General features: G+C 37.4%; 39 protein-coding genes, 1 pseudogene and 1 riboswitch. Of the genes and pseudogenes, 37 read left to right on the top strand and 3 right to left on the bottom strand.

What is annotated here, in order from left to right:
- The first annotated feature begins 64 nt into the window (after nucleotides 1–64).
- Nucleotides 65–170: riboswitch (TPP riboswitch) on the top strand.
- 80 nt (nucleotides 171–250) lie between these two features.
- Both thiC and C6H22_RS07010 read left to right on the top strand, forming a co-directional pair.
- Nucleotides 251–1,543, top strand: a complete 1,293-nt coding sequence (thiC, locus tag C6H22_RS07015; RefSeq protein WP_104694595.1) for a phosphomethylpyrimidine synthase ThiC — start codon at nucleotides 251–253, stop codon at nucleotides 1,541–1,543.
- A 56-nt stretch (nucleotides 1,544–1,599) separates the two neighbouring features.
- A complete protein-coding gene (locus tag C6H22_RS07010) occupies nucleotides 1,600–2,055 on the top strand; it encodes a copper chaperone PCu(A)C (RefSeq protein WP_104694594.1) in 456 nt (151 codons plus the stop codon).
- Between the two features lie 83 nt (nucleotides 2,056–2,138).
- On the opposite strand, the gene C6H22_RS07005 is transcribed toward C6H22_RS07010, so the two are convergent.
- A complete protein-coding gene (locus tag C6H22_RS07005) occupies nucleotides 2,139–3,410 on the bottom strand; it encodes a hypothetical protein (protein WP_104694593.1) in 1,272 nt (423 codons plus the stop codon).
- A 128-nt stretch (nucleotides 3,411–3,538) separates the two neighbouring features.
- On the opposite strand from C6H22_RS07005, the gene C6H22_RS07000 reads away from it, so the two are divergent.
- Genes C6H22_RS07000 through dapF form a run of 3 tightly spaced genes read left to right on the top strand, consistent with a single transcriptional unit; the run spans nucleotide 3,539 to nucleotide 6,179 of the window.
- Entirely contained in the window at nucleotides 3,539–4,708 is a 1,170-nt protein-coding gene (locus C6H22_RS07000) for a glutathionylspermidine synthase family protein (protein ID WP_104694592.1), read from the top strand.
- Between the two features lie 8 nt (nucleotides 4,709–4,716).
- A complete protein-coding gene (coaE, locus tag C6H22_RS06995; RefSeq protein WP_104694591.1) occupies nucleotides 4,717–5,379 on the top strand; it encodes a dephospho-CoA kinase in 663 nt (220 codons plus the stop codon).
- A 2-nt stretch (nucleotides 5,380–5,381) separates the two neighbouring features.
- Nucleotides 5,382–6,179, top strand: coding sequence for a diaminopimelate epimerase (gene dapF, locus C6H22_RS06990; protein WP_104694590.1), 798 nt, complete (start codon nucleotides 5,382–5,384; stop codon nucleotides 6,177–6,179).
- Between the two features lie 12 nt (nucleotides 6,180–6,191).
- Here the strand turns inward: dapF and C6H22_RS06985 are convergent, their stop codons facing one another.
- Nucleotides 6,192–6,713 (bottom strand): FkbM family methyltransferase, encoded by a 522-nt coding sequence (locus C6H22_RS06985; RefSeq protein WP_158654664.1) that lies wholly within the window; start codon nucleotides 6,711–6,713, stop codon nucleotides 6,192–6,194.
- A 7-nt stretch (nucleotides 6,714–6,720) separates the two neighbouring features.
- Nucleotides 6,721–7,134 (bottom strand): class I SAM-dependent methyltransferase, encoded by a 414-nt coding sequence (locus C6H22_RS06980; RefSeq protein ID WP_104694588.1) that lies wholly within the window; start codon nucleotides 7,132–7,134, stop codon nucleotides 6,721–6,723.
- A 304-nt stretch (nucleotides 7,135–7,438) separates the two neighbouring features.
- On the opposite strand from C6H22_RS06980, the gene rpsJ reads away from it, so the two are divergent.
- The 32 genes and pseudogenes from rpsJ (at nucleotide 7,439) to C6H22_RS06820 (ending at nucleotide 23,895) form a co-directional block, all read left to right on the top strand.
- Nucleotides 7,439–7,750: a 30S ribosomal protein S10 gene (gene rpsJ, locus C6H22_RS06975; protein ID WP_095627589.1), complete on the top strand. Its 312-nt coding sequence runs from the start codon at nucleotides 7,439–7,441 to the stop codon at nucleotides 7,748–7,750.
- A 30-nt stretch (nucleotides 7,751–7,780) separates the two neighbouring features.
- Nucleotides 7,781–8,359 (top strand): 50S ribosomal protein L3, encoded by a 579-nt coding sequence (gene rplC, locus C6H22_RS06970; RefSeq protein WP_104694587.1) that lies wholly within the window; start codon nucleotides 7,781–7,783, stop codon nucleotides 8,357–8,359.
- 10 nt (nucleotides 8,360–8,369) lie between these two features.
- On the top strand, nucleotides 8,370–8,993 hold the full coding sequence (rplD, locus tag C6H22_RS06965; RefSeq protein ID WP_104694586.1) for a 50S ribosomal protein L4: 624 nt from the start codon (nucleotides 8,370–8,372) through the stop codon (nucleotides 8,991–8,993).
- A 14-nt stretch (nucleotides 8,994–9,007) separates the two neighbouring features.
- Nucleotides 9,008–9,289 (top strand): 50S ribosomal protein L23, encoded by a 282-nt coding sequence (locus tag C6H22_RS06960; protein WP_095627586.1) that lies wholly within the window; start codon nucleotides 9,008–9,010, stop codon nucleotides 9,287–9,289.
- Nucleotides 9,290–9,307: 18 nt separating this feature from the next.
- Nucleotides 9,308–10,135, top strand: a complete 828-nt coding sequence (gene rplB, locus C6H22_RS06955) for a 50S ribosomal protein L2 (protein ID WP_104694585.1) — start codon at nucleotides 9,308–9,310, stop codon at nucleotides 10,133–10,135.
- A gap of 9 nt (nucleotides 10,136–10,144) precedes the next feature.
- Nucleotides 10,145–10,426, top strand: a complete 282-nt coding sequence (gene rpsS, locus C6H22_RS06950) for a 30S ribosomal protein S19 (protein WP_104694584.1) — start codon at nucleotides 10,145–10,147, stop codon at nucleotides 10,424–10,426.
- Between the two features lie 9 nt (nucleotides 10,427–10,435).
- Nucleotides 10,436–10,786 (top strand): annotated as a pseudogene (rplV, locus tag C6H22_RS08920) (50S ribosomal protein L22); the annotation flags it as partial.
- 173 nt (nucleotides 10,787–10,959) lie between these two features.
- Entirely contained in the window at nucleotides 10,960–11,691 is a 732-nt protein-coding gene (rpsC, locus tag C6H22_RS06940) for a 30S ribosomal protein S3 (RefSeq protein WP_104694582.1), read from the top strand.
- Nucleotides 11,692–11,693: 2 nt separating this feature from the next.
- Complete coding sequence (gene rplP, locus C6H22_RS06935) at nucleotides 11,694–12,119, top strand: 50S ribosomal protein L16 (RefSeq protein ID WP_095627581.1); 426 nt, start codon at nucleotides 11,694–11,696, stop codon at nucleotides 12,117–12,119.
- Nucleotides 12,106–12,300: a 50S ribosomal protein L29 gene (gene rpmC / locus C6H22_RS06930; protein ID WP_095627580.1), complete on the top strand. Its 195-nt coding sequence runs from the start codon at nucleotides 12,106–12,108 to the stop codon at nucleotides 12,298–12,300. Before rplP ends, rpmC begins: the two co-directional genes overlap by 14 nt.
- Nucleotides 12,297–12,563, top strand: coding sequence for a 30S ribosomal protein S17 (gene rpsQ, locus C6H22_RS06925; protein WP_104694581.1), 267 nt, complete (start codon nucleotides 12,297–12,299; stop codon nucleotides 12,561–12,563). Before rpmC ends, rpsQ begins: the two co-directional genes overlap by 4 nt.
- Nucleotides 12,560–12,928, top strand: a complete 369-nt coding sequence (rplN, locus tag C6H22_RS06920; protein WP_095627578.1) for a 50S ribosomal protein L14 — start codon at nucleotides 12,560–12,562, stop codon at nucleotides 12,926–12,928. The genes rpsQ and rplN overlap by 4 nt, the downstream gene beginning before the upstream one ends.
- Complete coding sequence (gene rplX / locus C6H22_RS06915) at nucleotides 12,925–13,161, top strand: 50S ribosomal protein L24 (protein WP_104694580.1); 237 nt, start codon at nucleotides 12,925–12,927, stop codon at nucleotides 13,159–13,161. The genes rplN and rplX overlap by 4 nt, the downstream gene beginning before the upstream one ends.
- The gene (gene rplE / locus C6H22_RS06910) at nucleotides 13,161–13,706 is read left to right on the top strand and encodes a 50S ribosomal protein L5 (RefSeq protein WP_104694579.1); all 546 of its coding nucleotides are present in this window, start codon (nucleotides 13,161–13,163) and stop codon (nucleotides 13,704–13,706) included. The genes rplX and rplE overlap by 1 nt, the downstream gene beginning before the upstream one ends.
- 1 nt (nucleotide 13,707) lies before the next feature.
- Nucleotides 13,708–13,893 (top strand): type Z 30S ribosomal protein S14, encoded by a 186-nt coding sequence (locus C6H22_RS06905; protein ID WP_066387869.1) that lies wholly within the window; start codon nucleotides 13,708–13,710, stop codon nucleotides 13,891–13,893.
- A 10-nt stretch (nucleotides 13,894–13,903) separates the two neighbouring features.
- Nucleotides 13,904–14,299, top strand: coding sequence for a 30S ribosomal protein S8 (gene rpsH / locus C6H22_RS06900; protein ID WP_104694578.1), 396 nt, complete (start codon nucleotides 13,904–13,906; stop codon nucleotides 14,297–14,299).
- A gap of 14 nt (nucleotides 14,300–14,313) precedes the next feature.
- On the top strand, nucleotides 14,314–14,850 hold the full coding sequence (gene rplF / locus C6H22_RS06895) for a 50S ribosomal protein L6 (RefSeq protein WP_104694577.1): 537 nt from the start codon (nucleotides 14,314–14,316) through the stop codon (nucleotides 14,848–14,850).
- Nucleotides 14,851–14,860: 10 nt separating this feature from the next.
- Nucleotides 14,861–15,217 (top strand): 50S ribosomal protein L18, encoded by a 357-nt coding sequence (gene rplR / locus C6H22_RS06890; protein ID WP_104694576.1) that lies wholly within the window; start codon nucleotides 14,861–14,863, stop codon nucleotides 15,215–15,217.
- Nucleotides 15,218–15,237: 20 nt separating this feature from the next.
- A complete protein-coding gene (gene rpsE, locus C6H22_RS06885) occupies nucleotides 15,238–15,678 on the top strand; it encodes a 30S ribosomal protein S5 (protein WP_095627572.1) in 441 nt (146 codons plus the stop codon).
- Between the two features lie 20 nt (nucleotides 15,679–15,698).
- On the top strand, nucleotides 15,699–16,100 hold the full coding sequence (gene rplO / locus C6H22_RS06880; RefSeq protein WP_104694575.1) for a 50S ribosomal protein L15: 402 nt from the start codon (nucleotides 15,699–15,701) through the stop codon (nucleotides 16,098–16,100).
- Entirely contained in the window at nucleotides 16,100–17,359 is a 1,260-nt protein-coding gene (gene secY / locus C6H22_RS06875; protein ID WP_104694574.1) for a preprotein translocase subunit SecY, read from the top strand. The genes rplO and secY overlap by 1 nt, the downstream gene beginning before the upstream one ends.
- Complete coding sequence (gene map / locus C6H22_RS06870) at nucleotides 17,359–18,117, top strand: type I methionyl aminopeptidase (protein ID WP_104694573.1); 759 nt, start codon at nucleotides 17,359–17,361, stop codon at nucleotides 18,115–18,117. The genes secY and map overlap by 1 nt, the downstream gene beginning before the upstream one ends.
- Nucleotides 18,118–18,336 (top strand): translation initiation factor IF-1, encoded by a 219-nt coding sequence (infA, locus tag C6H22_RS06865; protein ID WP_095627568.1) that lies wholly within the window; start codon nucleotides 18,118–18,120, stop codon nucleotides 18,334–18,336. It abuts the gene before it with no gap.
- A gap of 179 nt (nucleotides 18,337–18,515) precedes the next feature.
- Nucleotides 18,516–18,629 carry a 50S ribosomal protein L36 gene (rpmJ, locus tag C6H22_RS06860; RefSeq protein WP_023927895.1) on the top strand — a complete coding sequence of 38 codons (114 nt, stop codon included), beginning with the start codon at nucleotides 18,516–18,518 and terminating at the stop codon, nucleotides 18,627–18,629.
- A 3-nt stretch (nucleotides 18,630–18,632) separates the two neighbouring features.
- Nucleotides 18,633–18,995 (top strand): 30S ribosomal protein S13, encoded by a 363-nt coding sequence (gene rpsM, locus C6H22_RS06855; RefSeq protein WP_095627567.1) that lies wholly within the window; start codon nucleotides 18,633–18,635, stop codon nucleotides 18,993–18,995.
- A 10-nt stretch (nucleotides 18,996–19,005) separates the two neighbouring features.
- The gene (gene rpsK / locus C6H22_RS06850) at nucleotides 19,006–19,398 is read left to right on the top strand and encodes a 30S ribosomal protein S11 (RefSeq protein WP_104694572.1); all 393 of its coding nucleotides are present in this window, start codon (nucleotides 19,006–19,008) and stop codon (nucleotides 19,396–19,398) included.
- A 9-nt stretch (nucleotides 19,399–19,407) separates the two neighbouring features.
- Nucleotides 19,408–20,034, top strand: a complete 627-nt coding sequence (gene rpsD / locus C6H22_RS06845) for a 30S ribosomal protein S4 (RefSeq protein ID WP_104694571.1) — start codon at nucleotides 19,408–19,410, stop codon at nucleotides 20,032–20,034.
- 21 nt (nucleotides 20,035–20,055) lie between these two features.
- Nucleotides 20,056–21,057 (top strand): DNA-directed RNA polymerase subunit alpha, encoded by a 1,002-nt coding sequence (locus tag C6H22_RS06840; protein ID WP_104694570.1) that lies wholly within the window; start codon nucleotides 20,056–20,058, stop codon nucleotides 21,055–21,057.
- 10 nt (nucleotides 21,058–21,067) lie between these two features.
- Entirely contained in the window at nucleotides 21,068–21,418 is a 351-nt protein-coding gene (gene rplQ / locus C6H22_RS06835) for a 50S ribosomal protein L17 (protein WP_104694569.1), read from the top strand.
- A gap of 11 nt (nucleotides 21,419–21,429) precedes the next feature.
- Entirely contained in the window at nucleotides 21,430–22,125 is a 696-nt protein-coding gene (locus C6H22_RS06830; RefSeq protein ID WP_104694568.1) for a hypothetical protein, read from the top strand.
- A gap of 10 nt (nucleotides 22,126–22,135) precedes the next feature.
- The gene (gene nadC, locus C6H22_RS06825) at nucleotides 22,136–22,954 is read left to right on the top strand and encodes a carboxylating nicotinate-nucleotide diphosphorylase (RefSeq protein ID WP_104694567.1); all 819 of its coding nucleotides are present in this window, start codon (nucleotides 22,136–22,138) and stop codon (nucleotides 22,952–22,954) included.
- 2 nt (nucleotides 22,955–22,956) lie between these two features.
- A complete protein-coding gene (locus C6H22_RS06820; RefSeq protein ID WP_104694566.1) occupies nucleotides 22,957–23,895 on the top strand; it encodes a thiamine-phosphate kinase in 939 nt (312 codons plus the stop codon).
- Nucleotides 23,896–23,964 lie beyond the last annotated feature (69 nt).

Here is a 23,964-nt window from a genome sequence, read left to right as displayed (position 1 = left end):
AATGCTGTATTGTATCTAAAACGCGCTTAAAATGCGATTTACCTAAATCAGGTTATAATGGATTTGCATAAATGACGGGAGCTTGTAAGACAGGCTGAGAGTAAGCTAGAGAGCTTAGACCGAACCGGATCTAGATAATGCTAGCGACGGGAATGTTTACCTACCTATTTCTACTTTCTACACTTATGATACTTGTTAGTATCTCTTGCACCCCCGTGTTTATCATTATCTACTTATTAAGGAATGGAATATGAAAACACAAATGGCGTATGCAAAAGAGGGCGTTTTTACTACACAAATGCAAGCTGTAGCACAAAAAGAAGGTGTGAGTGAAGCATTTTTACTAGAATCTATAGCACAAGGCACGATTATTATTCCTGCCAATTGTAATCATATCAATCTTGATCCACATGGCATAGGTGCAGGGTTACGCACAAAGGTTAATGTGAATCTTGGTGTATCTAATGACTGCGTGGATTACACTGAAGAAATGCAAAAGGTTACGCTCTCTCATGATTTTGGTATAGAATCCATAATGGATCTTAGTAATTATGGCAAAACTAGTCATTTTCGCGATGAGCTAATCAAAGTATCCAAGGCGATGATAGGCACCGTCCCTGTGTATGATGCAGTCGGGTTTTTGGAAAAGGATTTAAAAGATATTACTGCCAGAGATTTTATTGATGTCGTATATCATCATGCCAAAAGTGGTGTGGATTTTATGACAATTCATGCGGGGATAAACTCACGCGCTGCATTTATGTTTGAGCAATCCCACAGACTCACAAATATTGTTTCTCGTGGTGGGAGTGTGCTGTATGCGTGGATGAAAATGAAAGAAGCTGAAAATCCATTTTATGAATATTTTGATGATTTATTAGAGATTTGTGCGCGATTTGATGTAACACTTTCTTTGGGTGATGCATTGCGTCCAGGATCTACACATGATGCAAGTGATAGCGCGCAGCTCGCTGAACTTTTGGAGCTTTCACTCCTTACACAAAGAGCGTGGCAAGCCAATGTGCAGGTGATGATTGAGGGTCCTGGGCATATGTGTATTGATGAGATAGAATCTAATGTCAAGCTACAAAAGCGTGTGTGTAAGGGTGCGCCATTTTATGTGTTAGGACCACTTGTGACGGATATTGGTGCGGGTTATGATCACATTAGTGGTGCGATAGGTGGTGCGGTAGCAGCTGCAGCTGGAGCAGATATGCTTTGCTATGTAACACCTGCAGAACATTTGCGACTTCCTAATCTTACCGATGTGCGTGATGGGATTGTAGCGACCAAAATTGCTGCACATGCCGGAGATATTGCCAAATTACCAAAAGAGCGAGATATAGATGATAAGATGAGTATGGCACGCCAAGCAATAGATTGGGGTAAGATGTTTGGGTATGCTATAGATGGCAAAAAAGCACGTGCAATGTTTAATGAGCGCAAACCTGAAGAATTACATTCTTGTTCGATGTGTGGCAAAATGTGTGCGATGAATACGATGAATACTATTTTAAAAGGTGAGGAGGTAAGCTTAAGCTAAGCTTTGGATTAGCTTGATTATAATGCAGAATCTAAGCTATATACAAGGAGGCATATATGAAGTTTATAAAAAAGATTTTGTTGTGTGTTGGTATGTTGTCATGTTTTGGTGCTAATGCTGCTGATATAGAAGTGGCAGATGTGTTTGTGCAGTTTGTGCCACACAATAGCAAGGCAGCCGCAGCATTTATGCGGATTCATAACAATACAGACAAGGACATCGCACTTGTTGGTGGAAAAAGTGCAATCTCTGAAAACACAGAGTTTCATACGCATATATACAAAGATGGTATGAAAAAAATGGTGCAAGTGCCAGAGATTCTTGTGAAAGCTTATGGTGATGTAAATTTGGAACCAGGCGGGTATCATGTAATGTTTATTAACCTCATAGAGCCTTTGAAAGAAGGACAGAAGGTTTCTTTTTCTTTGCAATTTAGTAATGGCAATACTATCGAGCTTAAAGATATTGGCGTGATAGAAGCAAAAGGACATACAAAGCACACACACCATTAATTATGATTATATGTGTTTGTTTTGTGATTAAGGATTTAAAATCAGAGATTCTCACATAGTATGAGAATCTCTGTGAAGTTATGTTAGAGAGAGAGGCGTAAGAAGGCAATAGCGTTGTTTCGTCGCTTGTCAAAATCAAGTGAAGCGTTTGCATCCCAATTTCGACCTTTTGTGCTTACAAATCCTGCACCGATTTTGAGGTTTGTTTTATCAGCCTTTCCAAGTAGACGGTATTGAGCAACTGCAGAAAGCTCAGAATAGGAACCGCCAGCAAAGAGCAGATCAAGTTCTAGGCGAGAATCCGGTTTTAATCCAGCAAACACATAATATGTGCCAGAGTTTCCACCATAATACAACGGATTACCTGAGCTATATATACCACCACTGCTCATACCAACAGATCTATATCCATAGAATCTACTTTTATCATGACCATAGAGTAATGCACCATAATCGTTTGTCTTAATGTACCCAGCCCCAACTTTAAAAATTTCATTAAAGATTAATTCTTCATCAACCCAAAGCACGAGTGGGCTTACATCACGATTTCCTACTTGGTATTGTTGCCATAATCCTCGGAGCGTTGTGATAGATTCTACACCATTGCCTTTTATATCAAGCACGACTTTAGCACCTGCACTCAAGACACTTCGTGATCCTGGAGTATTGCTGTGTTGGTAATTAGTATCATACATCACAAACGGGCTAAACTTAAATACATCGTAATCAAAGTCAATACCTCCCATAAACACTTCACCAACGTGAATATGTTTAAATGCAGAGAATGTGCCAAATGATGCCATATCATAAGCTATTCTATTGTAATTACCATTGACACCAAGCTTTGAGTTCATCCACAACGCCCAAAAACCGATATTCTTAGATTTTGTGTTGAAAGCCACACCTTGAATATTGCCCCACAACCAATCCATACCAGTGTATTCTTTGCCATCTTGACCATGATAAAAACTACCAATATCAAAACGACCACCAACGATAGAAGTTGATTTGTTATCAAACTTTAGATACGCATCAGATACATCCCACTTTTTCTGATAGAATCTATCACCCACTGGCACATTGCCATAATGGGTTTCATAGAGTGGTAATCCACCCCAAAAACCTAAGCCAAAACTTACATTAGAGGTAAGCCCTATATCAAGCCCAAGATGTGCAGCTATAGAAGCATAAGATTCTCCTACTTCCTTACCATTTGAAGTGTTATTTTGAGTAGGCATATTGCTGAACCCTTGAGAATAATATCCACCGATAAATCCAAACGGATTGACTTCCGCTGCCATTGCGCCTGAACCCAAACTTGCTACCAAAGCAAGTGAAACAGAAAGTTTTTTCATCACTACTCCTTTTTTGTTAGTATTAGTATTAAGATGGTTAAAAACCAACGCAAAAGCATATCGACTTTTGTATAATGTTGTTTAATTTTTGGTAGAAAACTTACATAAATTATAGTTAAGGATACACGATGGAAATTTTACATATTAATCCTTTGGATTCACAAACACTAGAGGAAATTGGGTTAGGATGGCATACGGATTTGGATAATTCGGCATATATTGCTGATGAAGTCGTGTGCATTTCACAAGATGAGGCGGAGGCATTTTATAATGCAGGTAATGAATTATATGATATGTATGTGGAGGCTGGAGAATATGTTTTGGACAATGATCTGCTTTTTGAACTTGATATACCACCAAGTTTGCATGATATGATTCACCAGAGTTGGGAAGAGGACATACATTGGCATTTATATGGGCGATTTGATCTTGCTGGTGGGCTTGATGGCAAACCTATAAAGCTTTTGGAATTCAATGCTGATACACCAACAATGCTTTATGAAAGCGCACTTATTCAATGGGCGTTACTAAAGGCAAATGGTTTTGATGAACATTTGCAATTTAATGACATTTCCCAAGCTTTGCGTCAAAATTTTAAGCGTCTTATTACTTTGAGTTCAGACACAAGTTTTTTTGATGAGCTGTATGAGGGTTGGAAAATTCTTTTTTCGAGTATCAAAGGCAATATTGAAGAAGAGATTACTACGCGATTTTTGTGTCAATTAGCCAAAGAAGCAGGATTTGAAAGTACATATGCACCCATAGATGAAGTAAGCTTTAGTCCGCAAGATGGCGTGATATATGATAATACGCAATATGAGTTTTTGTTTAAGCTAATACCCTGGGAGTTTATTGCCATTGATGAGCCTGAAATGTTGGCATTAATGCGTGAAATGATGAGTAATAAAAACACAATTTTTCTTAATCCTGCGTATACATTGATGTTTCAAAGCAAAAGAATGCTAAAGATTTTGTGGGATCTTTTTCCACGACATCCATTGCTCTTAGAATCTAGTTTTGAGCCTCTTGGACGCAAACAAGTAAGTAAGCCATCATTTGGTAGAGAAGGTGAGAATGTAGAGATTTGTGATGCACAAGGCAAGGCAATGTATGCAAAAGAGGGTATGTATGGTGTGCAAAAGCGAGTGTATCAGGAATTTTATGAGTTAAATAGTCATAATGCTTCATATTATCAAGCAAATGTCTTTTTTGCTCATGAATCTTGTGGTTTGGGATTCCGCAAAGGTGGAGACATTTTGGATAATTATGCAAAATTTGTTTCGCATATGGTTAGCTAAGGTGCGTTATGTCTGGGTCTTTATCTCATGGAGGGAATCTAGATTCTCATATGAATCTCACACTTTTGCAGTATGGAGTAGCGCTTACAGGTTGTATTGGTAGTGGCAAAAGTAGTGTATCAGCGATACTTAGGGGCAAAGGTTATGTTGTTTTATGTGCTGATGAAATTGCACATACGATATTACAAGCAAGTGTTAATGAGGTGGCGCTCACTTTTGGATCGGAGTTCGTGCGAGAGGGTATCGTGGATAGAAAAGCATTGGGCACACTTGTTTTTGGTGACAAAAACGCACGCAAGAAGTTAGAATCTCTTTTGCACCCCAAGATTCACCAAGCAATTTTATATGCTACACGAGAACTAGAATCTCAACAAAAATGCTATTTTTTAGATATTCCGCTGTTTTTTGAATCTGGAGGGCGAGAAAAATATCCTGTATGCAAGATTCTTTTGGTATATGCACCAAAGGATCAATGTTTGGAGCGAATTATTGCGCGTGATTCCCTAAGTAGAGAATCTGCACAAGCACGCATTGACGCCCAAATGGACATAGAGCAAAAATGCGCGATGAGTGATTATGTGATTAAAAATGTAGACAATAAAATGGCTTTAAAAGCCCTTGTGGAAGAGGCTTTGGAAAAGTTAGAAGATTCTATGCAAACAGGGAAGTGATGATGAGACTTGTAAAATATTGTGCTAATGGAAATGATTTTTTACTCTATAACGCATTTGCTGATACGCTAAAGGCAGACTATAGGCAATATGCACAAAAATGGTGTGCAAGACATAGCGGTATAGGAGCTGATGGTTTTGTGGTGTTGTCACCAAGCCAAAAAGAGCGTATTGCTTATGAATGGATTTTTTTAAATGCTGATGGTAGTATAGCAGAAATGTGTGGTAATGCGAGTCGGTGCGTGGGGAGCTTTGCTTATGTTGAAGGTATAGCACCAAAAGAGCATACATTTTTGAGTTTGGCAGGTGAGATTGGGATTGTCGTAGATTCTCAAAATCCACTTTTGGTTGAAAGTATGTTAGGGGAATATACCTTTATACAACAAGTGCAAGAACCTAGCTTGTGGGGTGAAAAATGGTATCTTTTGGATACTGGAGTGCCACATTTGGTATGTCTCACAGACACACAATCTCATATACCAAAATCTAATAGCCAACACAACGCATTCTTAAGAGGATTACGCCAAAAGCATGATGTAAATGTGAATATCGCCTATGTCCAAGATAGGAAACATATCGTATATGCAACCTATGAGCGTGGTGTGGAGGATATTACCCTAGCGTGTGGCACAGGTGCAGCAGCAGTGATGGCATTGGCATATAGATTTGGATTGGTAGATTCACAAACCATCATCACACCACCAAGTAAAGAACTTTTGGAAGTGCGTATAGATTCGCACAATGTTGTATATCTCAAAGGTGCAGTGCAACGCGTAGCAGTATGTGAAGTAGAGGCTTAAGTTATTTAAAGATTACAATAGCTTTGCGCACTCCCAAGCATCAAGCGGAGTGTCTTTGTGTAATGCCAATACATCATAATAGTAGATGTGTTTGTTGCTTTTGCGTGTATAATCTAGGATTAAGGAAAGGTTTGAGATGTCATCTGAATGTAAGACAACAAGAAGATTTCCAAAGTTATCAAAGATGAGTAATTGTGTATAACCCAAAGAGTTCAGATATGTAAAAATACTTGTGGGATTTTCGTCTTGAGCTTGAAGAAAGAAAAGATCCCATTCAAAAAAGAGTGTGCTTTTATAGGTTTTTAGGGTATTTTCGGCACTGCGAATGACTTTAAAATCAAAACCATCAGTATCAACTTTGATGAAGTTTGGTTTAAAATCATGTTTGTTAACAAGAAAGTCTAATGTGTGAAAAACAATATTATTTTCATTGCCCTGAGAATCTTGGGTTTGAGTTTGCTGGAGTCTAGCACTTCCATCATAACGTGTGATTGTATAAGTATTTTGTGTGTCGGTAATGAAAGTATTTTCTATAATAAGCCTATTCCCCCCCCCCTAGTAGCCGACCATAATGCCTATAAAAATTCTCCTCAATGAGATTGTTGTAGCGTGTTTCACCTTCTACAAGTAGGAATTGTGCTTTGGGCATATCCATAAAAACAGCGGTATCACCAATGTTTGCGCCTATATCTATGATGTGTATAAAGCCCATTTTTTGAGCTATGTAATTAGCTACTTTGTGGAGTTGCATATCATATGTTGGATAGATTTTTTGATTGAGAAATATTGTATGAGAAAATGGCATACTCAATGTATAACCACGAAAACTTAAGGTAATGAGAGGATCGGTAAATTTTAAAATTAAGGTGCGAAGCTTCACATAAAACTTAAAGCTTATCTTTCGATTTGAGGTAAGAATTCGTTGATAAATAAAAGTGGCAATTTCTGTAAACATTGGGATGCTCCTTAGTGGGATTGATGATGATTTTGTAATCATACACTAAATATAAAGTTTATGCAAGGTAGTTTTAGGATTGTGCAAAAATGTCACATAATTCTAGATAAATGTGATTACACTAGATAAAATTGTCCTTATAAAAAGGAAATAAATTTTTCTTTCTTTGCGAAAAATAGGGAAGAGTCTTGCAAAAAAAGTTTTTTTTGACTACAATTCGTGCTTTTAAATTGCATTGCATTTGTGTTTTTGAATGGATTTTGAGCCAAATGTGATGAGTTCTTTCATATAAAAAGGATGGCAAATGGAAAAAATTAGATTAAAGTTGAAAGCCTATGATTATAGGGTTTTGGATCGTTCGGTAGCTGCAATTGTTGAAGCTGTGAAACGCACTGGATCAGAGATTAGGGGACCTATTCCACTTCCTACTAAAAAGCGTCGCTATACAGTGCTTAAATCTCCACATATCAACAAAGATTCACGCGAACAATTTGAGATTAGAGTACATCATCGTATCATTGACATTATGTCTGCGACACCTGATACCGTGGATAGTCTTATGAAACTTGATTTAGCTCCAGAAGTAGATGTAGAAGTTACTTCCATGAGTAAGTAGGGAATTTAGAAATTAGACAAGGAAAGAGTTATGGAATTTATCGTTGAAAAGATTGGTATGAGCCGAACCATTGGTGCAAAGAGTGAAGCAGTTACACTACTTCGCGTGCTTAATATGAAAGTATGTGAAGTATATGACAATGGAAAGGCATTGGTGGCTTACTCAAAAGGTAAGGCTATGAATAAAGCTATTGCAGGGGTTCAGAAAAAATATAGCTTAAGCAAAGAATTTAATAGATTTGCCACGCTCAAGGTTGCCAATACAGAACGAGGGGATCTTAACATAGAGGTTCTAGAAAATGCAAAGAGTGTGAAAAGCATTTTTAACTCTAAAGGTCGAGGCTTTAGTGGTGCGATGAAAAGATGGAATTTTCAAGGTGGTCCTGCTGCGCATGGTAGTAGATTTCATAGACGACTTGGATCTATCGGAAATCGTGAGTGGCCAGGAAGAGTGCAGCCGGGTAAAAAAATGGCAGGGCATTATGGTGATGAGCGTGTGAATACAAGAAATACTGTGCTTTCCTTTGACAAGGAAAGCAATATTTTGGTATTGAAAGGTTCTGTAGCAGGCTACAATGGAGCTTATGGCAGAATCCAAATTATACAATAAGGTGCGGTGTATGAGTAAGGCGATTGTATTAGATAATAATCTTAAAAAAAGTAGTGAGATTGAATTACCAAAGGAATATGAGCAGGTTAGTGAACATAACTTGTATTTGTATGTGAAGTCCTATTTGGCATCTTTGCGTGCAAATAGTGCATATGCCAAAAATCGTGGTGAAGTCAGCGGTGGTGGTAAAAAACCATGGAGACAAAAGAAAAATGGTCGTGCACGTGCAGGGAGCATTACTTCTCCTATTTTTGTGGGCGGTGGTGTTTCTCATGGACCTACAAAACGCAATTATGATTTGAAAATCAATAAAAAACAAAAACGTTTAGCACTTGAGTATGCTTTGGCGCAAAAAGCACAAATGAATAAGCTTTTTGTTGTAGATTCTATAGCAATACAAAGTGGTAAGACAAAGGATGCGTATGCGAAATTTTGTGCACTTGGTGATAAGAATGCACTTTTTGTGGGGCAATTTAGTGATGAAAAAACATTTTTAGCATACCGAAATTTACGAGAATGTTATGTTGTGGATTCTAATGAATTAAATGCTTATTTAGTTGCTACATTCCGTTGTGTGGTTATCGAGAAAGTAGTGCTTGATGAGATTATAGCTACTAAAAAAGCTAGCAAATAAGTGGAGGAGAGGCAATGGCAGATATAACAGATATTAAATCAATCCTTTACACAGAAAAGTCTTTGGCTTTGCAAGAAAAAGGAATGCTTGTGGTGCAAACTGCAAGTGGTGTTACTAAAAATCAATTAAAAGCAGTGTTTCAAGAGTATTTTGGCTTCACTCCTCTTAAGATTAACTCTCTTAAGCAAGAGGGCAAAGTAAAGCGTTTTCGAGGTAGAGAAGGTAAAAGAGCATCTTTTAAAAAATTTTATGTAAAAGTTCCTGAAGGCGCCAAGATTGACGCTCTTTCGGTGTAATGATAAAGGAGAATAGAAATGGCAATCAAAACATATAAGCCCTACACTCCTAGCAGGAGGTTTATGAGTGGGTTGAGCTCCAAAGATATTACTGCAAAGCCAAGCGTGAGAAGTTTGCTTGTAAAACTTCCTATATCTGCTGGACGTAATAACAATGGACGAATTACAAGTCGTCATAGAGAGGGAGGAGCAAAAAAGCTCTATCGTATTATTGATTTTAAGCGCAACAAGTTTGGTCTTGAAGGCAAGGTAAGTGCTATTGAATATGATCCATACAGAAATTGTCGCATTGCACTTATTACGTATCCTGATGGGGAAAAACGCTACATCATTCAACCATCTGGTTTGAAAGTGGGTGATAGTGTTATGTCTGCAGAATTAGGATTGGACATCAAAGTAGGTTTTGCAATGAAACTTAAAGCAATTCCTATAGGAACTATCGTACATAATATTGAGATGCATCCTGGTGCCGGAGGTCAGCTTGCTAGAAGTGCAGGAGCTAGTGCGCAAATCATGGGGCGTGAGGGAAAATACATTATTTTGAGAATGCCAAGTGGTGAAATGCGTTATATTTTGGAAGAATGTATGGCAACTATTGGTGTTGTAGGGAATGAAGATTTTATCAATATTTCTATCGGTAAAGCTGGACGAAACCGCCATAGAGGTATTCGACCACAGACTAGAGGTAGTGCGATGAACCCTGTAGATCACCCACATGGTGGTGGTGAAGGTAAGACTGGATCAAGTGGGCATCCTGTATCTCCTTGGGGAACACCTGCGAAGGGCTTTAAAACTCGTAAGAAAAAAACGAGTGATAAGCTCATTATTTCAAGAAAGAAAAAATAAGGAAGTAATATGTCACGATCAATTAAAAAAGGTCCATTCATCGATAGCTCTTTGTTAAAAAAAGTTTTGAAAGCAAGAGATTCTAAAGATAATAAACCAATCAAAACATGGTCAAGACGTAGCACGATCTTGCCTGATATGATAGGTTTAACTTTTAATGTGCATAATGGCAGAGCATTTGTTCCTGTATATATCACAGAGAATCATGTTGGATATAAGTTGGGTGAATTTGCTCCCACTAGAACTTTTAAGGGACATAAAGGTAATGTCCAAAAGAAAATTGGTAAATAAGGAGGAAGTATGAGCAAAGCATTATTACGATATATTAGACTTTCTCCTACAAAAGCTCGTTTAATTGCTAGAGAGATTCAAGGAATGAACGCCGAACTTGCAATTGCAAGCTTGGAATTCACACCAAACAAAGCAGCAAGAATTATTTCTAAAGTGCTTGCTTCTGCAGTAGCAAATGGTGGTTATGATACGCAAGAAGTTGTAGTGTTATCTTGTAGAATTGATGCCGGTCCTGTTTTGCGACGCTTTATGCCAAGAGCCAAGGGTCGTGCTACACCTATTAGAAAACCTACATCTCATGTGTTTGTAGAGGTAGGCATCCCAAAAGATTCTGCAAAAAAGACCAAAGGTGCTAAAAAAGTTGTTGGTGCCCAAAAAATATCTAAGGCGACAAGCACAAAATCTGAAATTTCAGAATCTAGACCTAAGCAAGAAAAAGCTAAGGTAACAGAATCTAAGCCAACAAAAAAAGCAATTACGAAATCAACTGCGGCAAAAGCAAGCAAAACAACAGAAGGTGAGGGCAAGTAAGTATGGGTCAAAAAGTCAATCCAATAGGTTTAAGATTAGGAATTAATAGGAATTGGTCTTCTCGTTGGTTTCCTGCTACACAGGCGACTCCTTCAAACATCTTAGAAGATCATATGATACGCAAGTTCTTAAAGAGCGAGATGTATTATGCCGGTGTGAGTGAGATTATTATTGAGCGTGCTGCACACAAGGTGCGTGTGACTGTGGTGGCTTCCAAACCCGGACTTATTATAGGTAAAAAAGGTGTTGATATTGATAAACATAAGGAAGCTTTGAAAAAGTTCCTCAAAAAAGAAGTTAGCATTAATATCAAAGAAGCTAAACGCCCACAAACAAATGCGCAATTAGCTGCAGAAAATATTGCCACACAACTTGAAAAACGCGTAGCATTTCGACGCGCGATGAAGAAAGTTATGCAATCAGCACTTAAATCTGGGGCTAAGGGCATTAAAGTTAAGGTATCCGGTCGTCTAGCTGGTGCTGAAATGGCACGAACTGAATGGTATATGGAAGGTAGAGTACCTCTACATACGTTACGTGCAAAGATTGATTATGGTTTTGCAGAAGCAATGACAACATATGGAATCATTGGCGTAAAGGTTTGGATTTTTAAAGGTGAAGTGCTACATAAAGGGATTCAGCAAGAAAGAAGTGAGAGAGAATCTACGAGAGAAGCACATACCGATAGAGGCGAAAAAGAACCGAGAACTAGAACAAGAAGAGGGAGGCAATAATTATGTTGATGCCAAAAAAAACAAAATATAGAAAGCAGATGAAAGGTCGCAATCGTGGCAAATCATTTCGCGGTTGCTCTCTTGCATTTGGGAATATAGGTATTAAAGCATTAGAACATGGACGCATAGATTCTAGACAAATAGAATCTGCACGTATTGCGATGACCCGTCACATCAAGAGAGCTGGTAAGGTGTGGATACGAGTTTTCCCAGATAAACCACTAACAGCAAAACCTCTTGAAGTCAGAATGGGTAAAGGTAAAGGCGGTGTCGAAAAATGGGTTATGAATATTAAACCTGGTCGTATTATTTATGAAATGATAGGTATTGATGAAGGATTGGCACGTGAAGCTTTGGCATTGGCACAAAGTAAACTTCCATTTAAAACAAAAATTATAACAAGCGAGAGCGAAAATGAAATTTACTGAATTGAAGGACAAAGATATTGTCGAATTACAAAAGTTGCTTAAAGAAAAGAAGTCATTGTTGTTTGAAACTAGACTCAAATTAAAGACTATGCAATCAACAAATCCTAGTGAGCTTAAATTTGTGCGTAAAGATATAGCACGGATTAATACAGCGATTAATGCCAAAAAGGATGTCAAATGAGTGAAAAACAAGCGCACAAAAGAGTGATACAAGGGAGAATTATAAGTAAAGCAGGGGATAAAAGTGTGGTAGTGCTTGTAGAGAGAAAAGTTCTCCACCCAAAGTATAGAAAAATCGTTAAGAGATTTAAAAAATATACAATCCATGATGAAAACAATCAAGCTAAGGTTGGTGATGTGGTGAGCGCAATCGAGTGCAGACCAATTTCTAAGAGTAAATCTTTTAGACTAAAAGATATTGTGGTGAAAGGAGTAGAGCTATGATACAGAGTTTTACAAGACTAAATGTAGCTGATAATAGTGGCGCTAAAGAGATTATGTGTATCAAAGTTCTTGGTGGTAGCCATAGACGTTACGCACGTGTTGGTGATGTGATTGTTGCATCTGTAAAAAAAGCAATTCCAAATGGAAAAGTTAAAAAAGGGCAAGTAGTTAAGGCGGTAATTGTGAGAACAAAAAAGGAGATTCATAGAGAAAATGGATCTTTAGTTCGGTTTGATGAAAATGCTGCTGTAATTCTTGATGCAAAAAGGGAACCTATTGGCACAAGGATTTTTGGACCAGTTAGCAGAGAAGTGCGATATGCAAATTTTATGAAAATAGTATCGTTAGCTCCGGAGGTGTTATAGTGAAATGCAAAATTAAAAAGGGCGATGTAGTTGTAGCTATCGCTGGCGATGATAAAGGCAAAAGTGGTAAGGTGATTCAGGTATTACCAAAAAAGGGACAAGTTATAGTTGAGGGTTTGAGGGTAGCTAAAAAATCAGTCAAGCCTAGCGACAAAGATCCCAAGGGTGGCTTTGTAAACAAAGAGATGCCAATAGATATCTCTAATGTGAAAAAAGCGGATGGAGATAAATAATGTTTGAGTTACGTAGAAAATATAAAGAAGAGCTTGTCTCGAAGCTTAAAGAAGAGCTGCAAATTACAAATGCAATGCTTGTCCCAAGACTAGAAAAAATTGTGATTAGTGTTGGTGCGGGAGATTATGCAAAAGATAGCAAAATTATACAAAATATTGCCGATACAATTTCTCTTATTGCTGGACAAAAGGCAATTATTACGAAAGCTAAAAAATCTGTAGCAGGATTTAAGATGCGTGAAGGTATGCCAATGGGTGTGAAAGTTACGCTTAGGGGCAATATGATGTATAACTTCTTGGAAAAACTTATTGTTATTGCATTACCTAGAGTGAAGGATTTTAGGGGTATTAAGCGCAATGGTTTTGATGGGAGGGGAAATTATAGTTTTGGTCTTAATGAGCAGCTTATGTTCCCAGAAGTAGTGTATGATGATATTATGGTGACACACGGTATGAATATCACGATCGTAACATCAACTAATAGCGATAAAGAGGCTTTCAAACTACTTGAAATGTTTGGCATGCCTTTTGCAAAAGGACGATAAAATGGCAAAAAAATCTATGATAGCAAAAGCTAAGAGAAAAGCAAAATTTAGTGCAAGAGCCTATACAAGATGTCAAGTGTGTGGTAGACCGCATTCTGTATACAGAGATTTTGGGTTATGTCGTGTATGCCTACGTAAAATGGGCAATGAGGGATTGATCCCAGGACTTAGAAAAGCAAGCTGGTAAGGAGTGGATGATGGTAAATGATATTATTGCAGATTCTTTGACACGCATTCGCAATGCTTCCATGAGAAGACTAGAAGTTGCAAATTTGTATTATGCAAAAATTGTTGTTTCTATTTTGGAAGTTTTTAAAACAAAAGGCTTCATCAAAGACTATAAGGTGATTGACAAAGATGGTAAGCAATTTATTAGTGTGCAGCTTGAATATGATGAACAAGGCAAGAGTGCCATTAATGAAATTAAAAGAATTAGTAAGCCTGGTAGACGTGTGTATAAGGGACATAGCGAATTAAAACGCTTCAAAAATGGTTATGGGACTATCGTGGTAAGCACAAGCAAAGGTGTAATCGCAAATGATGAAGCATATAAGGCTAATGTCGGTGGCGAAGCACTTTGCAGTATATGGTAAAAGGAGGAATAGTGATGTCAAGAGTTGGAAAAAGACCAATTAGTATTCCAAATGGTGTAGAAGTAGTATTGGATGGGAGTAAGTTGCTCTTTAAAGGCGCTAAATTTCAACAAGAATTAGAAACTTTTGGACGTGTCAATATTGAAATAAAAGATGGCAATATTTGGTTTGCTAAAAGTGATGACACTCCACAATCTCGAGCATATTGGGGGACATATCGCGCGTTAGCCAATAATATAGTGATAGGCTTGAGCAGTGGTTTTACAAAAGTTTTGGAGATTAATGGTGTCGGATACAAGGCAAATGTTAGTGGCAAGAATCTAGAACTTGCACTTGGTTTTTCTCACTCTGTAGTGTATCCAATACCTCAGGGTGTTGAGATGAGTGTAGAAAAGAATGCTATCATCATTAAGGGTAGCGATAAACAACAGATAGGGCAGATTGCTGCTGAAATTAGAAAATTTAGACCACCAGAGCCTTATAAGGGTAAAGGTATTAAATATTCTGATGAAGTGATTATCCGCAAAGCTGGTAAAACTTCTAAAAAATAAGGTGTAAGCAATGAGAGAAAATATGTTAGAAAGAAAAAAAGTATTACGCGCTAAGCGTAAACTTAGAACAAGAGGTAAGGTTTTTGGTGTTGCAGGTATGCCCAGAGTGACGATTTTTAGATCGAATAAATATTTTTATGCACAGGCGATTAATGACGCAGAATCTAGCACATTAGTGGCAGTTGATGGTAAAAAAATAGGACTTGGCAACAATAAAGAGAGTGTTGCTAAAATTGCTCAAAGCTTTGCACAAGAACTTGCTAAGAAAGATATTTCTAAGATAGTGTTTGATAGAAATGGCTATTTGTATCATGGCGTAGTTGCAGTGTTTGCGGATACTTTGCGAGAAAATGGTATCGCATTTTAGTGTAAAGTGAAAGGAAGCTTATGGAAATTAATAGAGAAGAATTTAGTGAAGTAGTAGTAAACATTGGCAGGGTTACAAAGGTCGTAAAGGGTGGTCGTCGCTTTAGATTCAATGCATTAGTTGTTGTTGGTAACAAAAATGGTCTCATAGGCTTTGGATTAGGAAAAGCCAAAGAAGTTCCTGATGCTATTAAAAAGGCAATTGACGATGCTTTTAAAAATATCATCAAAGTCAATGTTAAAGGCACAACTATCGCACATGATATTGAATGCAAGTATAATGCAAGTCGTATTTTGCTAAAGCCTGCAAGTGAGGGAACAGGTGTTATTGCAGGTGGGTCGGCACGATCCGTGATTGAATTGGCAGGTATTAAGGACATTTTGACAAAATCTCTTGGCTCAAACAATCCTTATAATATCGTTCGTGCTACGGTTGATGCGTTATCTAGGATTAAAGCTTAAGCGTTATTAAGGAGTTTTTCGTGGCATTAGAAAATATTAAACCCGCAAAGGGTAGTGTAAAAGATATAAAGAGAATTGGTCGTGGTCAAGGCAGTGGTATGGGAAAAACTTCTACAAGAGGTGGAAAAGGACAAACTGCTAGGACTGGTTACAAAGCAAAGAGAGGCTTTGAGGGTGGTCAGCAACCACTACAAAGACGATTACCTAAAGTTGGGTTTACTTCTAGGGTGTCAAAACCTTATGTTGTGAATGCGGATAAGGTGAGCGTGTTAGATTCTCTCACAGAGATTACTATGGTAAGTTTGAAAGAAAAAATTACTATACCTTCGTATGTAATGCGTATCAAGATTATTGGGACAAAGGCAAAAACACTTGTTGCTAAAATTAAGGATGAGTCTATTACAACTAGCGGAAATAAATAATGAATAGAGCGATTTTTAATAAAATTCTTATTACTTTAGCATTTTTATTTGTTTATAGAGTTCTTGCGTATGTCACTGTTCCAGGCGTTGATGTGGGAGTAATTCAGAGTATTATTAGTAATTATTCGGATGGCGTTTTGGGCTTATTTAATATGTTTAGTGGGAATGCCATTGAGCGTTTTAGTATTATTTCTTTAGGTATTATGCCTTATATTACTGCATCCATCATTATGGAACTTCTCTCGGCTACATTTCCGGGTTTAGCAAAAATGAAAAAAGAGCGTGATGGTATGCAAAAATATATGCAAATCATCCGTTATGTCACTATTGTTATTACCATTGTGCAAGCCATAAGTGTAAGCATAGGTCTTGGTAGTATTCAAGAGGGTGCACGTTCTGCTGTAACAATTGATTTGCCAGTCTTTGTAACTATAGCAGTTTTTTCTATGCTTACAGGCACTATGTTGCTTATGTGGATTGGTGAGCAAATCACACAAAGAGGTGTTGGTAATGGTATTAGCCTTATTATTTTTGCTGGTATCGTATCAGGTATTCCTCAAGCGATTGCTACAGTATTTGATTTGGTAAATACAGATCAAATTAGTATTATTGCGTTTATAGGGCTTTTGCTTGTGGTGATTTTTACTATCTTGGCTATTATCATAGTGGAGCTTTCAGAACGCAGGGTGCAAGTTTCTTATGCGCGTAAGGTTATTATGCAAAACCAAAATAAGCGTATTATGAATTACATACCTATCAAAATTAACCTTAGTGGTGTGATTCCTCCTATATTTGCATCTGCAATTTTAGTCTTTCCTTCGACGCTTTTGCAAGCTTCTTCAAATGAAGTGGTGCGTAAGATTGCTGATATTTTAAGTCCGACTGGATATACCTATAATCTCCTTATGTTTTTATTGGTTATTTTCTTTGCATATTTTTATTCTTCGATCGTTTTTAATGCTAAGGATATAGCAGATAATCTCAAACGACAGGGTGGATTTATACCAGGTATGCGCCCCGGAGAAGGCACGGCGACATTTTTAAATAATGTTGCGAGTAATTTAACATTGTGGGGCTCTTTATATTTGGCACTTGTTTCTACACTTCCTTGGCTTATTGTCAAAGCTACGGGTATTCAGTTTTATTTTGGTGGGACAGCAGTGCTTATTGTAGTGCAAGTAGCTATAGATACTATGCGAAAAATTGAAGCACAGATTTATATGAGCAAATATAAAACTCTTAGTGCGGTTGGGTTGTAATGGCGATAAGCATTAAAAACCCCAAAGAAATTTCAGCATTACAGATTCCAAATCGCGTCGTTGCACAATCTTTGGAGCTAGCACGAAGGAGTGCAAAAGAAGGTATGAGTCTAAAAGAATTAGATTCTATTATAGAGGATTTTATTCTCTCTTGTGGTGCAAAGCCTTCTTTTAAAGGTTTGTATGGCTTTCCTTGTGCTGTTTGTATTTCTGTGAATGAAGTCATTATTCATGGTATCCCAACTGATTATAGACTAAAAAATGGGGATATTGTGGGTGTGGACATAGGGGCAGAATCCAATGGATGGTTTGGTGATGGAGCTATTACTTTTGGTATAGGCGAGATTACCAAAGCAGATGAACAGCTTATACAATGCTCTAAAGATGTTTTGTATGACGCTATAGATTCTATACATGTAAATATGCATTTCAAGGAATTGAGTAAGTTTTTACAAGATCGTATTATAGCGAGTGGCTTTGTGCCATTGCAGGGGTTTTGTGGGCATGGAATTGGTCGTGCACCCCATGAAGAACCAGAGATTCCAAATTTTTTGGAAACACCAAATCCTAAACAGGGACCTAAGATCCGTGAGGGAATGGTGTTTTGCATAGAGCCTATGATTTGTCAAAAAAGTGGCGAACCCAAAGTATTAAGTGATAATTGGTCGGTGGTTTCTGCCGATGGGCTTAATGGAAGCCATTATGAACATACGGTTGCAATTATTGGTGGCAAGGCGCAGATATTAACGGAGGCATAAATGGCAAAAGATGATATGATAGAGGTTGATGGCAAAGTTATAGAGGCATTGCCTAATGCTACCTTTAAAGTTGAAATTGCAAATGGTAAGGTTGTGCTATGTAGAATAGCAGGTAAGATGCGTATGAATTACATTAGGATTTTACCTGGCGATAAGGTACGTATCGAGTTAACACCTTATAGTGTGGATAAAGGACGGATTGTCTATCGAAACAAATAATATAGCCTTTTAGAATCTAGCTCTTAGATTTTGTATGAGAAGTTTAAGAACTAGATTTTACAATTTAGTGAGATCTAAGTGGCTTTTAATGATTTTTTGCATACAATCCCAAGTTTTATTAAAATCGAGCTTCTGTTTTAATAGAGCCTAGATTTTGCAAATTCAAGCAAGGAGTAGGTATGAAAGTAAGACCTTCGGTTAAGAAAATGTGCGATAAATGTAAAATTATCAAACGTAAGGGTGTGGTTAGAGTGATTTGCTCAACCCCAAAACACAAACAAAGACAAGGATAGACAATGGCGAGAATTGCTGGTGTAGATTTGCCAAAGAAAAAAAGAGTAGAGTATGCATTGACTTATATCTATGGAATAGGTTTGAAAAGTTCCAGAGATATACTCACATCTGTTAATATTTCCTTTGATAAGCGAGTTCATGATCTCAGCGAGGACGAAGTTTCTACTATAGCTAAAAAGATTCAAGAAAGCTATATGGTGGAGGGTGATTTGCGTAAGAAAGTTACAATGGATATCAAGGCACTTATGGATTTAGGAAGTTATCGCGGTTTGCGCCATAGAAGAGGATTGCCTGTCCGCGGTCAAACAACAAAAAACAATGCCCGAACACGTAAGGGTAAGAAAAAAACCGTTGGAAGTAAATAAGGAGTAGAGAATGGCAAAACGCAACGTAACAAAAAAGAGAGTGGTGAAAAAAAATATCGCTCGTGGGATTGTGTGTATTTCTGCAACCTTTAACAATACAAATGTAACCATCACAGATGAAATGGGCAATGTTATTTGTTGGGCTACTGCGGGTGGCTTAGGTTTTAAGGGAAGTAAAAAATCTACTCCTTATGCGGCACAACAAGCAGTCGAGTCTGCATTAACTAAGGCAAAAGAACATGGCATTAAGGAAGTTGGTATTAAGGTTCAAGGACCAGGAAGTGGACGCGAAACTGCTGTAAAAAGCGTAGGCGCAACAGAGGGAATCAAGGTATTGTGGCTCAAAGATGTAACGCCATTGCCACATAATGGTTGTAGACCACCAAAAAGAAGAAGAGTGTAAGGAGAAAAGATGGCAAGATATAGAGGTCCGGTAGAAAAACTAGAAAGACGTTTTGGTGTGTCTCTCGCACTAAAGGGTGAGCGCCGTTTAGCTGGTAAGGGTGCGCTTGAAAAGCGTGCATATGGCCCTGGTCAACATGGGCAAAAACGAGGTAAAATCTCAGAGTATGGATTGCAACTTGCAGAAAAGCAAAAAGCAAAAATTATGTATGGCACAAGTGAAAAGCAATTCCGGGCACTTTTTAGAGAAGCTAATAGACAAGAGGGGAATACAGGAGAGAATCTTATTCGTCTTATTGAATGCAGGCTTGATAATGTTGTGTATCGTATGGGTTTTGCAACTACAAGAAGATTTGCACGTCAATTAGTAACACATGGACATATTTTGGTGGATGGTAAGAGAGTGGATATACCTTCATATTCTGTGCGTGTTGGACAAAAAATCGAACTTAAAGAAAAAAGCAAAAAAAATCCTCAAGTCATTCGTGCTATTGAACTTACTGCACAGACAGGGATTGTACCATGGGTTGATGTCGATAAAGATAAAGCTTTTGGAATCTTTACACGCTTCCCTGTGAGAGAAGAAGTAGTAATTCCTATCGAAGAGAGACTTATTGTTGAGTTGTATTCTAAATAATATGTAAAGGTGGTAATTAGGATGAAAACAATTAAAACACAGCCCTATATTCCTGAAGATATAAAAGTAGAGGAAGTGGGGGAAAACCGCACTATGATAAGTGTTTCACCTTTTGAATCTGGCTATGCTATTACTTTTGCTCATCCATTACGACGTTTGTTGCTTTCGAGTTCGGTAGGATATGCAGCAATAGCTCTAAAAATTGATGGCGTAACACATGAATTTGACTCTATTCGAGGAATTGTTGAGGATGTATCGCAATTTATAGCGAATCTCAAGAATATTCGTTTTAGTATTAAAGATAAGAAAAACGATTCTTCTGCGGAGCTTAGTTATAACTTTAAGGGTCCAATGGTATTAAATGGTAAGGATCTTATTAATGATTTAACAGATGTGGTGAATTCAGATGTATACCTAGCGACTATTAATGAAAATTTTGAATTAAGTTTTTCTCTCACGATCAAAAAAGGTATAGGGTATGTACCTAGTGAAGAGATTAGAGCTGATATACCAGAAGGGTACATACCTCTTGATGCGTATTTTACGCCGGTAAAGCGTGTTGTGTATGATATTAGTAATGTCTTACTTGAAGATAATCCAAACTTTGAAAAGCTTGTATTTGATATTCAAACAGATGGGCAAATTAAGCCATTGGAAGCTTTTAAAGATGCGATTGCGATAATGTATAAACAAATGGCTGTTTTTGGTGTGGATCTTCAAGAATCTAATACACCAAGCAGAAATACAGAAGATAGTGGAGAACTAAAGACACTTTTAATGACTTTGAGTTCTTTGGATTTGAGTGCACGTTGTTTTAATTGTCTTGATAGATCGGGGCTTAAGTATGTTGGCGAGCTCACATGTATGGAAGAAAATGATATAAAAAATATCAAAAATATGGGCAAGAAATCTTTTGATGAAATTGCTGAAAAACTTCAGGAGTTGGGTTATCCTATAGGTGTAGACCTCTCAGAAGATCTAAAAGCAACATTCTCTCGCAAACTTGCCAAACTAAAAGCTTAAGGAGAGTACAATGAGACATAATCATGGATACAGAAAACTTGGTAGGACTTCAGCACATAGAAAGGCGTTGCTTAAGAATCTTGCTATTGCACTTATAAAATATGAAAAAATTGAGACAAGTGTATTTAAAGCAAAGGAACTTCAGTCTTATATTGAAAAGCTCGTGAGTGTCGCTCGAGTTGAAGATTTAAATACACATCGCTTTGTATTTGCATCTTTACAAGATAAGGAAGCCACCAAGAAACTTATCGCACAAATAGCACCAAAATACAAAGATCGTAACGGTGGTTATACGAGGATTCAAAGAACACGTATTCGTAGAGGTGATGCGTCACAAATGGCTATCATTGAGTTTGTATAGCTTAAAGAATAATGAAAGGGCTACGCGTAATAGTATTTGTGTGTAGTCTATTATTGCTTGGCTGTTCTAGCTATCATATTACTGCAATCCCACAGGATTCTTTACAAAGAGAATTTGATAGTGGGGTAGAGATTTTTACCTCCCAAACATCACAATCTTTAGTTCGTTTTGAAGTTGCTCAAAACCTCGTAGGAGAAAGTGACAATATACCCTTAGCTATATTTATTGTAGCCCAAATAAAAAAAGGTGGTCAATTTGTGTTTGATTTAGATTGTATATGGGCATTACAAAATGGCAAACAAGTAGAGATTCTAGATTATGAAATGGCTAAACAATCAAGTCTCAATTTTGGTAAGGTTATAGAATCTTTTGGTATCTTTACTCCCAAAGAGCGAACTTCTTCACAATCTGTTTTGATTTCTTCACCTATACTTATTTATCGTGGTCATCCTAGATTTTTCCTATATACGCCTTGGGTATATAGCGCACGGGATCGTCTTGAACAATCTGAACGCCTTGAAGAAAAGAGAAGAGAAAGATCAGTTATTCTTTCTAGTTATTTGCGTAAGAATACACTTAAGGTTGGTAATCCACCAAGGGGAGGCTTTATCGTGATTGATCCTCGTGAATTACAAAGTGGTGTTTTAGGGCTTTATGTAAGGGTTGATACACAAATACATACCTTAAAGCTTATGCTAGAAAAATAGAGGATGTCATATGGATATTATGCAGTTTGTCAAAGAGGCTTTGTCTGAAGATCTAGGGAGAGGAGATTTATTTGCGTATGTAGCGCAAGATAGAGATGCTTGTGCGCATATTATAGCCAAAGAGGCGGGAATTTTTTCTGGTCAAATATATATCGAAGCTTTGTGTAGCGCGCATAATGTTACACTAGAATTATTTGTGCAAGATTCACAAGCCTTTGAATCTCATAAGATTTTAGGAATTGTGCGTGGGAGTTATATTGCAATTCTCCAAATTGAGCGCACCTTACTTAATATCATTGCCCATAGCAGTGGAATAGCAACACACACTCACGCTTTTGTGCAATGTGCCAAAACACATATCAAGATTCTTGATACGCGCAAAACACGCCCGCTATTGCGCGTATTTGAAAAATATTCCGTGCGTAATGGTGGCGCAGATAATCATAGATTCGGATTAGATGACGCACTTATGCTAAAAGATACGCATTTAGCACTTATCCAAGATTTAGAATCTACAATTGTGCATGCACGCAAGCAGATTCCTTGGACATGTAAGATTGAAATTGAAGTTAATGATTATACGATGGCGCACAAAGCTTTTGAGGCTGGTGTTGATATTGTGATGTGTGATAATATGGTGATTGATGAGATTAAAAAAGTTGTGGCATTACGCAATGAGAGCTATCCACATATTGCATTAGAAGCTAGTGGCAACATCACATTGCACAATATTAGTGAATATGCCAAAAGCGGGGTTGATGCCTTAAGTATAGGATCGCTTATACATCAGGCAAAATGGCTTGATATAAGTTTAAAAATGCAAAAATAGTTATGCAAAGTATAGAAGAAATTTTTCTAAAAGGATTGCAAAAGAGCGGAATCTGTGCTAGGCTTGATGATGATGTGCATACATTTGGTTTTGATACTTTTCGAGATTCTAGGCGTTGGATAGTTGCTCTTGATGGATTTTGTGAGGATATTCACTTTAAGCGATCATGGTTTAGTGTTTATGAGGCGACTAGAAAGGCATTTTTGGTAAATATTTCAGATGTTCTTGTCAAAAATGCCTTGCCAAAATACGCGTTGTTAAGCCTTGTGATACCAAGGGATTTTACGCCAGAAAAAATCCAAGAGATTATTAATGCTACAAAAACAATTTGTCAAAAATTTGCTATACAAATTGTGGGTGGCGATACCATGTGCGGGAATAGATTGGAATTTCATATATGTATTTTTGGTCAAGCAAAACGTGTAATTCCTCGTGTAGTAAAGCAAAATGGATTGGCAATATTTTGCACACAGGATAGAATCTATGGGCTTGGAGAATCTTTTCGAACTCTTAAGTATCTGCTCTCTAACAAGGATTTTTCAAATACTAATTTTAAGCGACACACTTTGTGCGGAGACAATCCAGATTCTATGAGAGTACATATTAATCGTTTTTTGTGTCCAACATTACGCGTGGCATTTATGAAGCGTTTTGGCAAAGACATAAAAGCGAGTATGGATCTTTCTGATGGGCTTTTGCAAGATGTGACAAAGCTTTTGGGCGGATATGGCATGAGCTATAGCAGTTTTTTGCGATCCATGTCTATGGGCAAACAAAAGTGGCGTTTGCAAGGTGGCGAAGAGTATGAAATTCTTTTTACAATTTCTCCAAAACAAAAAATCGCCCTATACAGAATCCTTAAGATATGTCGAATTGGTGTGTTAGAAGTAGGTAAAGTAACGCGAGGTAGGATCAAAACACATACAAAAAAATGGCATTAAGTGTATATATATTTAGTTTATAATTTTTGATTTTTTATGATATTTCAAATATCCAAAAGCAAACTTTAA

This window comes from Helicobacter equorum, assembly GCF_900198655.1.
GTDB lineage: Bacteria > Campylobacterota > Campylobacteria > Campylobacterales > Helicobacteraceae > Helicobacter_F > Helicobacter_F equorum.
The sequence above is the reverse complement of the archived record's forward strand: the minus strand, read 5'-3'. Positions and strand labels throughout refer to the sequence as shown.